Source organism: Sporolactobacillus vineae DSM 21990 = SL153 (assembly GCF_000377985.1).
GTDB lineage: Bacteria > Bacillota > Bacilli > Bacillales > Sporolactobacillaceae > Sporolactobacillus > Sporolactobacillus vineae.
On sequence record NZ_KB899051.1, the window covers coordinates 19,253 to 32,060 of the forward strand.

A 12,808-nucleotide genomic window follows, 5' to 3' on the forward strand; every position below is an offset into this window, starting at 1 on the left:
GATCTATTTCTAGGTATAAGTTATCCTGTTTTATGGGAAAACTTAATTAAATATCTTTGACTGTGGTAAGCTCAATTGTTCAGTTTGCCGGTTTTTCAATCTGCATGATTTGAGGGGTGAATTAGTTGACAGGTCAACTCGTACAATACGGACGCCACCGCCAACGCAGGAGCTACGCTCGGATTAAAGAAGTACTGGAACTCCCTAATCTTATTGAAATTCAGACTGCCTCTTACAAATGGTTCCTTGATGAAGGAATCCGGGAAATGTTCCAGGATATCTCACCTGTAGAAGACTTCACGGGGAATTTGATCCTGGAATTTGTCGATTACAGTCTGGGTGAGCCCAAGTACTCAGTTGACGAAGCAAAGTCGCGCGATGTGACCTATGCTGCGCCGCTGCGCGTCAAAGTCCGTCTTATAAATAAAGAAACAGGTGAAGTCAAGGAACAGGAAGTCTTCATGGGCGACTTCCCGCTGATGACTGAAGCCGGTACTTTCATCATTAACGGTGCGGAACGGGTTATCGTTTCCCAGCTGGTCCGTTCGCCAGGCGTTTATTTCAATGAGCATGTGGATAAGAACGGTAAAACGGGATACGGCGCGACCGTCATACCGAACCGGGGCGCATGGCTGGAATATGAAACCGATGCCAAAGATGTCGCCTATGTGCGAATCGACCGTACGAGGAAAGTCCCGGTTACGGTTCTTTTGCGTTCCCTGGGATTTGGCACGGATCAGGAGATTATTGATCTCCTCGGCGATGACGAATTTCTCAGAAACACGATGGAAAAGGATAATACAGACAGCACGGACAAAGCACTCGTTGAAATTTATGAACGCTTGCGCCCGGGTGAACCGCCGACCGTTGAAAATGCGAAGAGTCTGCTTGAAGCACGCTTTTTCGATCCGAAACGTTATGACACGGCAAATGTCGGCCGTTATAAATTGAATAAAAAGCTGGACATTAAAAACCGCCTGTTTAATCAGCGCCTTGCAGAGAAACTGATTGATCCGGAAACGGGTGAAATCGTCGCCAATGAAGGGACGCTGCTTGACCGGCGGACATTGGACAGGCTGCTTCCGATCATCGAAAAGAAAATCGGCTATACGGAATATACACCGCATGACGGTGTCATTGCCGGCCAGACGGTTCGGGTTCAGGCCATCAGCGTTTATTCACCGCTTGAAGACGACCGCGGTAAAGTCGTCAAAGTGATGGGCAACTGCAAAATCGACACGGCGATCAAGCATATCACGCCTGCAGATATTGTGTCATCCATTAATTATTTCTTCAATCTGATGCACGGTATCGGCGATACTGATGATATCGACCATCTGGGCAACCGTCGTCTCCGTTCTGTCGGCGAACTGCTGCAGAACCAGTTCCGCATCGGTTTGTCCCGGATGGAGCGTGTCATCCGTGAAAGAATGTCCATCCAGGATACAAACAGCATCACGCCGCAGGCACTGATTAATATCCGGCCGGTCATTGCATCGATCAAAGAATTTTTCGGAAGTTCACAGCTCTCGCAGTTCATGGATCAGACCAACCCTCTGGCAGAGCTGACACACAAGCGCCGGCTCTCTGCCCTTGGACCGGGCGGTCTGACACGTGAACGTGCCGGCATGGAAGTCCGTGACGTTCACTATTCGCATTATGGACGTATGTGCCCGATTGAAACGCCTGAAGGACCGAACATCGGACTGATTAACTCACTGTCTTCCTATGCACGTGTAAACAAATATGGTTTTATTGAAACACCGTATCGCCGTGTTGATCCGGATACCGGCAAGGTTACGGAACACATTGACTATCTGACTGCGGATGAAGAGGATAATTATGTTGTTGCTCAGGCAAATGCGAAGCTGAATGATGACGGTTCTTTCAGAGACGATCACATTCTTGCCCGTTTCCGTAGTGAGAACCTGGTTGTTCATAAGGATCGCGTGGACTATATGGATGTATCGCCGAAGCAGGTTGTTTCTGTGGCATCCGCATGCATTCCATTTCTGGCAAACGACGACTCGAACCGTGCGCTTATGGGTGCGAACATGCAGCGCCAGGCTGTACCGCTTCTGAAACCGGAAGCACCGATTGTCGGTACCGGTATGGAATATGTTTCCGCACGGGATTCAGGCGCTGCGATCCGTTCCAAGGCCCGCGGCCGTGTTACTTACGTATCTGCGGATAAAATCAAGGTTCGTACACTTGAAACAGTAGATGGCAAAGAAACTGAAGGCGATGAGCGGACCTATCATCTTTCCAAATTTGAACGCTCTAACCAGGGTATGTGCTACAATCAGAAGCCGATCGTCGAGAAGGGTACGGTTGTTGAAAAAGGCGAGATCATTGCCGATGGTCCGTCGATGGATAAAGGCGAGCTTGCACTCGGCCGTAACGTGCTCGTCGGATTTATGACCTGGAACGGTTATAACTACGAAGACGCCGTGATCATGAGTGAAAAACTGGTTAAGAATGACGTCTATACCTCTATTCATATTGAAGAATATGAATCTGATGCACGTGATACAAAACTTGGACCGGAAGACATCACCCGTGACATTCCTAATGTCGGCGATGATGCATTAAAGAATCTTGACGATCGTGGCATTATCCGCATTGGTGCGGAAGTCCGCGACGGTGATATTCTGGTCGGCAAGGTCACCCCAAAGGGTGTTACGGAACTGACTGCCGAAGAGCGCCTGCTCCATGCTATATTCGGGGAGAAAGCCCGCGAGGTTCGCGATACCTCTCTGAAAGTACCGCATGGCGGCGGCGGTATTGTCCATGATGTCAAGATCTTTACTCGCGAGGCGGGCGATGAATTGCCGCCGGGCGTTAATGAACTGGTTCGTGTGTATATTGTTCAGAAACGTAAAATTCATGAAGGCGACAAGATGTCCGGCCGTCACGGCAACAAAGGTGTTATTTCCAAAATCCTGCCGGAAGAGGATATGCCGTATCTGCCGAACGGACGTCCGCTGGACATTATGCTGAATCCACTCGGTGTTCCTTCACGAATGAATATCGGTCAGGTTCTTGAACTTCATCTTGGCATGGCTGCCCGCGAACTTGGCATTCATGTTGCAACACCTGTTTTTGACGGTGCCACAGATGAGGACGTTGAGAGCACCCTGGAAGAAGCCGGACTGGCAAAGGACGGCAAGACGGTTCTGTATGACGGTCGTACCGGAGAGCCTTTTGACAACCGTGTTTCGGTCGGTGTGATGTATATGATTAAGCTGGCACACATGGTTGACGACAAACTTCATGCCCGTTCCACCGGACCTTACTCACTGGTTACGCAGCAGCCGCTTGGCGGCAAAGCGCAATTTGGCGGCCAGCGTTTCGGAGAAATGGAAGTCTGGGCTCTTGAAGCATATGGCGCGGCACATACACTGCAGGAAATCCTGACGGTCAAGTCGGATGATGTTGTCGGCCGTGTCAAAACCTATGAGGCGATTGTCAAGGGTGAGAATCTGCCGAATCCGGGAGTGCCTGAAGCTTTCAAGGTTTTGATCAAGGAACTTCAGAGTCTCGGCATGGACGTTAAAGTTCTCGATGCCGACAAGCAGGAGATCGTCATCAAGGAACTGGAAGATGAAGAAGAGACATTGGACGACAACCTGAACGTACAAGTTTGAGATATTCAGAATCAGTCTCATATCTGAAAGACAGCTCGGCGAAGCAATGATGGCATGATTGCCAAAGACTGAAAATATAAGGGAGGTTGCCCCCTTGCTGGATGTTAACAAGTTTGAGTATATGAAAATCGGTTTAGCATCGCCGGATAAAATCCGGTCCTGGTCCCATGGTGAAGTCAAGAAGCCGGAGACGATCAATTACAGGACCCTCAAGCCGGAGAAGGACGGTTTGTTCTGTGAACGCATTTTCGGACCGACGAAGGACTGGGAATGCCACTGCGGGAAATACAAACGCGTCAGGTACAAAGGCGTCGTCTGTGACCGCTGCGGTGTTGAAGTCACCCGCGCCAAGGTCAGAAGAGAAAGAATGGGACACATTGAACTGGCAGCCCCTGTTTCTCATATCTGGTACTTCAAGGGCATTCCGAGCCGTATGGGGTTGCTTCTGGACATGTCCCCGAGGGCACTCGAAGAAGTCATCTACTTTGCTTCTTATGTGGTCACCGAGCCTGGTGACACACCGCTTGAGAAGAAACAATTGCTTTCTGAAAAGGAATACAGAAGCTATCGTGAAAAGTACGGCAAGGCCTTTAAAGCCGGCATGGGCGCAGAGGCTATTAAGAAGCTGCTTCAGGAAGTGGATCTGGATAAAGAATCCGCAGCACTTCAGGATGAGTTGAAAAATGTTCAGGGACAAAGACGTACCCGGGCGATCAAACGTCTGGAAGTTGTCGAAGCATTTCGTGAATCTGGAAATGAACCGTCCTGGATGATTCTTGACGTACTGCCGGTGATCCCGCCGGAACTGCGTCCGATGGTTCAGCTGGACGGCGGCCGGTTTGCTACATCGGATCTTAATGATCTCTATCGCCGCGTGATCAACCGGAACAACCGGTTGAAACGGCTGCTTGAATTGGGCGCACCAAGCATCATCGTTCAAAATGAAAAGCGGATGCTTCAGGAAGCGGTCGATTCGCTGATTGACAACGGTCGCCGCGGACGTCCGGTCACCGGACCGGGGAACCGTCCGCTGAAATCTCTTTCCCATATGCTGAAAGGGAAACAAGGACGTTTCCGTCAGAACCTGCTCGGCAAACGTGTCGACTATTCCGGCCGATCGGTTATTGCCGTAGGTCCGAGCCTGCAGATGTATCAGTGCGGGCTTCCAAAAGAAATGGCACTTGAGCTGTTCAAACCTTTCGTCATGAAAGAACTGGTCAGCCGCAAGATTGCCAATAATATTAAGAGTGCCAAGCGCAAGGTAGAAAAGGTGAGCCCGGAAGTCTGGGGCGTCCTCGAAGATGTCATTAAGGAACATCCGGTTCTGCTCAACCGTGCGCCGACGCTGCACCGGCTCGGTATTCAGGCATTTGAACCGAGGATCGTTGAAGGCCGCGCCATCCGCCTTCATCCACTGGTCTGCACCGCTTATAACGCGGACTTTGACGGCGACCAGATGGCGGTGCATGTGCCCCTGTCTACGGAGGCTCAGGCCGAAGCCCGTCTGCTGATGCTTGGTGCCCAGAATATCCTTAATCCGAAAGACGGCAAGCCGATTGTTACACCGTCACAGGATATGGTGCTGGGGAATTATTATCTGACCCTGGAACGTAAAGGGGCTGTTGGTGAAGGCAAAATCTTCAAGGATTCGAACGAAGTGCTGCTGGCCTATCAAAACGGATTTGTGCATCTGCATACACGGATTGCCATTCCGGCTGCATCGACACATAATCCGACGTTCACCGAAAAGCAAAATCACGAATATTTGCTGACTACGGTCGGGAAACTGATTTTCAACCGGATTCTTCCACCTTCGTTCCCGTACATTAACGAACCGACAGATCATAATCTGCAGGTGGAAACCCCGGATAAATACTTTGTGCCGATGGGTACCGATATTGTCAGTGAAATTGCTTCAAGAGACGAGATTCCACCGTTCAAGAAGGGCTATCTCGGACATATTATCGCTGAAGTGTTTAAAAAGTATAAAGTGACGGAAACATCTAAATTCCTTGACCGGCTGAAAGCTCTTGGGTTCAAGTATTCCACAAAAGCCGGGATCACGGTCGGTGTCTCCGACGTTATCGTGCTTCCTGAGAAGCAGGAAATACTGGACAAAGCCGAGGAAAATGTCGGCAAAGTCATGAAGCAGTTCCGTCGTGGCCTGATCACTGAAGATGAGCGTTATGAACGCGTCGTCGGTATCTGGAGCGATGCAAAAGATACGATTCAGTCGAAGCTGATGGATTCGCTGGCCAAGACAAACCCGATTTTCATGATGAGTGATTCCGGTGCCCGTGGTAACGCATCGAACTTCACACAGCTTGCCGGGATGCGCGGGCTGATGGCCGACCCATCCGGCCGAATCATCGAACTGCCGATTATCTCCAGTTTCCGTGAAGGTTTGACCGTGCTGGAATATTTCATTTCGACACACGGTGCACGCAAGGGGCTGGCCGACACAGCACTGAAAACGGCCAATTCAGGCTACCTGACACGGCGGCTCGTCGATGTGGCTCAGGACGTTATTGTCCGTGAAGACGATTGCGGTACTGACCGTGGTCTCGTTGTCCGCGCTATTCGCGAAGGCACTGAAGAAATCGAGAGTCTGTATGATCGTCTGGTCGGCCGTACGGCCAGCAAGACGGTTTACGATCCGAACACAGGTGAAGTCCTGGCTAAGCGCGATGAGCTGATTAATGAGGAGACCGCAAACAAGATCGTCAATGCAGGGATCGAAGAGGTAGAGATTCGTTCGGTATTCACCTGTGAGACGCGGCATGGTGTCTGCAGAAAGTGCTATGGACGCAACCTGGCGACAGGTTCCGAAGTCGAAGTCGGCGAAGCTGTCGGTATCATTGCGGCTCAGTCGATCGGTGAACCCGGTACCCAGCTGACCATGCGCACGTTCCATACCGGCGGTGTTGCCGGAGATGACATCACACAAGGTCTTCCACGTATTCAGGAACTTTTCGAAGCGCGTAATCCGAAAGGGCAGGCGACGATTTCGGAGATTAACGGTGTCGTGACATCGATTACGGAACAAAAGGACAGGAGAGAGATCACTGTCAAAGGTAATCTTGAAACAAGATCCTATACCATTCCGCTCAGCGCCCGTATGAAGGTTGCCGAGGGGAGCGAGGTCAAGGCCGGCGATCCGCTGAACGCCGGATCCATTGATCCAAAAGAGCTGCTTCATGTTGTCGGCCTGCGCGGCGTCCAGAACTATCTGCTCCGCGAAGTCCAGAAAGTTTACCGGATGCAGGGTGTTGAAATTGGAGATAAGCACGTCGAAGTCATGGTGCGTCAGATGATCCGCAAGATCCGTGTGATTGACGGCGGCGATACATCTGTATTGCCGGGTGCGCTGCTCGATATTCATCGCTTTAAAGACGACAACCGTGAAGTGCTGCTCCATCGGAAGGTTCCCGCAACCGGCCGTCCTGTATTGCTCGGTATTACCAAGGCAGCACTTGAGACAGAGTCCTTCCTGTCGGCGGCATCCTTCCAGGAGACCACGCGTGTCCTGACGGATGCGGCAATCAAGGGCAAAACCGACGATCTGATTGGCCTGAAGGAAAATGTGACGATCGGCAAACTGATTCCTGCCGGAACCGGCATGCCGAAATATCGCAATATTGAAGTTCAGACAGCTGATGAGGCAGCTGCTCCTGCCGATGAACAGCAGAAACACGATGAATTAATCAACCAGGAGAGCTGACAGGTGTTGACAAGGGCGAATCCCGGATGCTATTATATTCGAGTGCTCTTGAACAATGTTGCTTTGGAGGATTTGGCCTGATGTCTTATGAAAAAGTGACACAAGCAGAGAACGGAATTATTATTGGCACGAAGCAGTCGCTGAAGGCACTGAAAGAAAATCTTGTTAAAGAGGTTGTCATTGCTCAGGATGCGGATGTTCGTGTCACGAATAAAGTGCTGACACTAGCGGAAGAAATGAATGTGCCCGTTTACTCTGTAGACTCAATGAAGAAGCTGGGCCAGGCTTGTGGCATTGAAGTGGGCGCATCAGCTGTTGCAATAAAAAGATAATGTTTTTGCAGAAGGATTCCTTTTGCAAAAACACTTTTTTGCGCGAAAAAGAACCGCCTGGATCAGTGGGTTTAGAATCTTGAAAGGAGGAACAGGAAATGCCAACAATCAATCAATTAATTCGCCAGGGACGCAAGTCCAAAATCAAAAAGTCAACTGCACCTGCTCTGAACAAGGGATATAACAGTTTCAAAAAGGCACTGACGGATGATTTTGCTCCGCAGAAACGCGGTGTATGTACACGTGTCGGCACGCTGACACCTAAGAAGCCGAACTCTGCACTTCGTAAATATGCCCGTGTCCGTCTCTCGAATAACATTGAAGTCAACGCATACATCCCCGGAATCGGACACAACCTTCAGGAACACAGTGTTGTTCTGATCCGCGGCGGCCGTGTCAAGGATCTTCCTGGTGTGCGCTATCACATCATTCGCGGCGCGCTGGATACTGCCAGTGTTGTTGACCGTAAGCAAGGCCGTTCAAAGTACGGCGCAAAGAAACCGAAAAAATAATCATTAAAACCGGGAAGGAGGAATGATCATGCCAAGAAAAGGACCTGTTGAAAGACGGGATGTTCTGCCTGATCCGCTGTACAATTCTAAGCTGGTTACCCGGTTAATCAACCGGCTGATGAAAGACGGCAAGAAAGGCAAAGCACAGACAATCCTTTATCAGTCTTTCGATCTGATTAAGGAACGCACAAACCACGAACCGATGGAAGTATTCGAACAGGCGCTGAAAAACGTCATGCCTGTACTCGAAGTTAAGGCACGTCGAGTCGGCGGTTCGAACTATCAGGTGCCGGTTGAAGTACGCCCGGAACGCCGGACGACACTCGGCCTGCGCTACCTGGTTAATTATTCAAGACTTCGCGGTGAAAAGACGATGATCGAACGGCTCGCCAATGAAATTATCGACGCGTCGAACAATACCGGTGCATCTGTCAAAAAGCGCGAAGATATGCACAAGATGGCGGAAGCCAACAAGGCTTTTGCACATTATCGCTGGTAATCTAATACTCGCACTGAGGAAGGAGTGAAAACTCATGGCGCGGGATTTTCCCCTTGAGAAGACACGTAACATTGGTATCATGGCGCATATTGATGCCGGAAAGACGACAACAACGGAACGTATTCTCTACTATTCCGGACGTATTCACAAAATCGGTGAAACCCATGAAGGGGCTTCACAGATGGACTGGATGGATCAGGAAAAAGAACGTGGTATCACCATCACTTCCGCTGCGACAACGGCACAGTGGAAGGGCTATCGGATCAATATTATTGATACCCCGGGACACGTCGACTTCACTGTTGAAGTAGAGCGTTCGCTGCGTGTCCTTGACGGTGCCGTAACGGTTCTGGATGCTCAGTCCGGTGTTGAACCGCAGACTGAAACCGTATGGCGTCAGGCAACGACATATGGTGTTCCGAGAATTGTCTTTGTCAACAAAATGGATAAGATTGGTGCAGATTTCCTTTATTCCTGTAAAACGCTGCACGAGCGTCTGCAGGCAAATGCCCATCCGATCCAGTTGCCAATGGGTGCCGAAGACAAATATAAAGGCGAAATCGATTTGGTAAACATGAAAGCTTATATCTATGAAGATGAAATGGGCTCGATTGTTGAAGCTGAAGAGATTCCTGATGAGTACAAGAAACAGTCCGAAGAGTACCACACAAAACTGATCGAAGCCGTCGCTGATGTCGATGACAACATCATGGAGAAATATCTGAACGGCGACGACATCTCGGTCGCCGAACTGAAGGCAGCCATCCGTAAAGCGACCTGTGAAGTGAAATTCTTCCCGGTTCTCTGCGGCACGGCATTTAAGAACAAAGGTGTTCAGCACGTTCTGGATGCCACAATCGACTACCTTCCTTCACCACTGGATGTTCCGCCGATCAAAGGTACGGATCCCGACAGCGGTGAAGAAACCGAACGTGTTGCCGACGACAACGAACCGTTCTCGGCACTGGCTTTTAAAGTTATGACAGACCCGTTCGTCGGGAAACTGACTTTCTTCCGTGTCTATTCAGGTACGGCAGATGCCGGTTCCTACATTCAGAACTCAACAAAGGACGTTCGCGAACGTCTCGGTCGTATTCTGCTCATGCATGCCAACCACAGAAGTGAAATCAAGAAAGTTTACTCCGGTGATATCGCTGCGGCGGTAGGTTTGAAAAACACGACGACAGGTGATACCCTGTGTGATGAAGATCATCTGGTTGTTCTGGAATCCATGGACTTCCCGGATCCTGTTATCCATGTAGCCATCGAACCAAAGTCGAAAGCCGACCAGGATAAGATGGGTATTGCACTGGCAAAGCTGGCCGAAGAGGATCCGACATTCAAGACACATACGGATGATGAAACCGGACAGACCATCATCGGTGGTATGGGTGAACTTCATCTGGATATCATTGTTGACCGTCTGCGCCGTGAATTCAAAGTTGACGCGAACGTCGGGGCACCTCAGGTTGCTTACCGGGAAACATTGACCAAATCGGGCAGAGTGGAAGGCAAGTTTATCCGTCAGTCCGGTGGCCATGGCCAATACGGACATGTATGGATCGAGTTCGAGCCGCTTAAAGAGGGCGAAGGATTCGTATTCGAGAACAAGATTGTCGGAGGCGTCGTTCCGCGTGAGTACATCCCTGCTGTTGAAGCCGGGTTGAAGGAATCCCTGCAGAACGGGCTGCTTGCCGGCTATCCGATTATCGATGTCAAGGCCAGCCTGGTCGACGGTTCTTACCATGATGTCGATTCCAGTGAAATGGCCTTCAAGATTGCCGCTTCGATGGCTTTGAAGGCTGCGAAGAATGTCTGTGCACCGGTTATTCTTGAACCGATCATGAAGGTCGAGGTCAATATGCCTGAGGAATACCTTGGCGATATCATGGGCGATATCACCAGCCGGCGTGGCCGCGTTGATGGAATGGAAGCACGTCAGGGTGCCCAGGCTGTTGATGCGCATGTTCCGCTGGCTGAAATGTTCGGCTATGCGACTTCCCTTCGTTCATCAACTCAGGGTCGAGGTACATTCACGATGCAATTCGATCACTATGAACAGGTTCCGAAGAGTGTCAGTGAAGACATTATTAAGAAGGCAACCGGAGAATAACCTCAGATTGTCACACTTTGCTTTTTATTGTAAGCTAAGGAAGATGGCAGATGAAACTTGCCGAATCCTTACTGCATATAAATTCAAACTCGCATTTAATAAAGGGAGGATTATAAATCCATGGCTAAAGAACACTATGAACGCACAAAGCCGCATGTTAACATCGGTACCATTGGTCACGTTGACCACGGTAAAACGACATTGACTGCAGCCATTACCGCTGTACTTGCCAAGAAAGGTCTGGCCAAAGCACGCGCCTATGATTCCATCGACGGTGCGCCTGAGGAAAAGGAACGTGGCATTACGATTTCAACGGCACACGTTGAATATGAAACAGAAAAACGTCACTATGCACATGTTGACTGCCCAGGGCATGCCGATTATGTCAAGAACATGATCACCGGTGCTGCTCAGATGGACGGTGCGATTCTTGTCGTATCCGCTGTTGACGGCCCGATGCCTCAGACTCGCGAACATATTCTGCTGGCTCACCAGGTCGGTGTTCCGGCAATCGTTGTCTTCCTGAACAAGACGGATCAGGTCGACGATCCTGAATTGCTCGAACTGGTTGAGATGGAAGTTCGCGATCTTCTGAGCGAATACGGTTATCCGGGTGACGATGTTCCGGTTATCAAAGGTTCTGCTTTGAAAGCACTGCAGGGCGATCCTGAAGAACAGAAGCACATTCAGGAACTAATGGACACTGTAGACAGCTACATTCCTACACCTGTCCGTGATAATGACAAGCCGTTCCTGATGCCTGTCGAAGACGTCTTCTCAATTTCCGGACGTGGTACTGTTGCCACCGGCCGTGTTGAACGTGGTGAAGTCAAGATCGGTGATGAAGTTGAAATCCTCGGTCTGACTGATGCTCCTAAGAAAACGGTTGTTACCGGTGTTGAAATGTTCCGTAAGACGCTGGACTTTGCCGAAGCCGGCGATAACATCGGTGCGCTGCTTCGTGGTATTGACCGCGACGGCGTAGAACGTGGCCAGGTTTTGATCAAACCAGGTACCGTTACAGCATACAAGAAATTCAAGGCTCAGGTTTATGTCCTGAAGAAAGAAGAAGGCGGCCGTCATACTCCGTTCTTCACCAACTATCGTCCGCAGTTCTATTTCAGAACGACAGACGTTACTGGAACAATCACACTGCCTGAGGGAACTGAAATGGTTATGCCTGGCGACAATGTCAACATGGATGTTGAACTGATCGCTCCGATCGCCATTGAAAAAGGAACCAAGTTTACGATTCGTGAAGGCGGCCGTACAGTCGGTGCCGGATCTGTATCTGAAATCGAAGGCTGATTCAAGACTCAGGTAATTCTTTGAAAAGCGTCTCTTCATAGAGGCGCTTTTTTGTTGCAATTTTTTTCAAAAAGTTTATTAAAAATAATCCTGTAGAAGCAGAAAGTGTCCGACCGCTTGATCTTGACCGATTAATTCTTTATAATAGTTAAGTCACTGAAGAAGGCCGCTCTATGCCTTGATTTCACTATTGATGCAAGGTATAATAGATTGAGTTGGTTTGCAGCGATGATGCGAGAGGTTGCGGATACACCCGGCTCCTTTGCCAAGGCGGGGTATCCGGAAATTTTCGTGGAGCAAGTCTGTTTTTGAAAAATGGACGAAAAAAGGAGGGAATGTAACATGGCAAAACAAAAGATTCGCATTCGTCTGAAGGCATATGATCATCGCATTCTGGATCAATCTGCTGAGAAAATCGTGGAAACAGCAAAGCGTTCCGGTGCAAAGGTATCCGGTCCGATTCCGCTGCCGACTGAAAAATCGATTTACACGATTCTTCGTGCGGTCCACAAATACAAGGATTCACGTGAACAGTTCGAAATGCGTACACACAAACGTCTGGTAGATATTGTTGAGCCGACACCGCAGACCGTCGATTCATTGATGAGACTGGACCTGCCGTCAGGCGTCGACATCGAAATCAAGTTATAAAACAGTTCATTGTATGGGAGGTGTA

The 12,808-nt window shown here is 49.7% G+C and carries 8 protein-coding genes; all 8 read left to right on the forward strand.

Annotation, left to right across the window (positions count from 1 at the left end; all coding sequences use genetic code 11):
• Window positions 1-125 precede the first annotated feature (125 nt).
• The 8 genes from rpoB to rpsJ all read left to right on the forward strand — a co-directional run bounded on the left by rpoB (window position 126) and on the right by rpsJ (window position 12,783).
• A complete protein-coding gene (gene rpoB / locus D889_RS0111110) occupies window positions 126-3,647 on the forward strand; it encodes a DNA-directed RNA polymerase subunit beta (protein ID WP_026039105.1) in 3,522 nt (1,173 codons plus the stop codon).
• A 94-nt stretch (window positions 3,648-3,741) separates the two neighbouring features.
• Complete coding sequence (rpoC, locus tag D889_RS0111115) at window positions 3,742-7,368, forward strand: DNA-directed RNA polymerase subunit beta' (RefSeq protein WP_010632258.1); 3,627 nt, start codon at window positions 3,742-3,744, stop codon at window positions 7,366-7,368.
• An 80-nt stretch (window positions 7,369-7,448) separates the two neighbouring features.
• Entirely contained in the window at window positions 7,449-7,700 is a 252-nt protein-coding gene (locus D889_RS0111120) for a 50S ribosomal protein L7ae-like protein (protein ID WP_010632259.1), read from the forward strand.
• A 98-nt stretch (window positions 7,701-7,798) separates the two neighbouring features.
• A complete protein-coding gene (rpsL, locus tag D889_RS0111125; RefSeq protein ID WP_010632260.1) occupies window positions 7,799-8,212 on the forward strand; it encodes a 30S ribosomal protein S12 in 414 nt (137 codons plus the stop codon).
• 28 nt (window positions 8,213-8,240) lie between these two features.
• A complete protein-coding gene (gene rpsG / locus D889_RS0111130) occupies window positions 8,241-8,711 on the forward strand; it encodes a 30S ribosomal protein S7 (protein ID WP_010632261.1) in 471 nt (156 codons plus the stop codon).
• 34 nt (window positions 8,712-8,745) lie between these two features.
• Window positions 8,746-10,824: an elongation factor G gene (gene fusA / locus D889_RS0111135; RefSeq protein ID WP_010632262.1), complete on the forward strand. Its 2,079-nt coding sequence runs from the start codon at window positions 8,746-8,748 to the stop codon at window positions 10,822-10,824.
• Window positions 10,825-10,944: 120 nt separating this feature from the next.
• Window positions 10,945-12,132 (forward strand): elongation factor Tu, encoded by a 1,188-nt coding sequence (tuf, locus tag D889_RS0111140; RefSeq protein WP_010632263.1) that lies wholly within the window; start codon window positions 10,945-10,947, stop codon window positions 12,130-12,132.
• A 342-nt stretch (window positions 12,133-12,474) separates the two neighbouring features.
• Window positions 12,475-12,783: a 30S ribosomal protein S10 gene (rpsJ, locus tag D889_RS0111145; protein WP_010024543.1), complete on the forward strand. Its 309-nt coding sequence runs from the start codon at window positions 12,475-12,477 to the stop codon at window positions 12,781-12,783.
• Window positions 12,784-12,808: the final 25 nt, after the last annotated feature.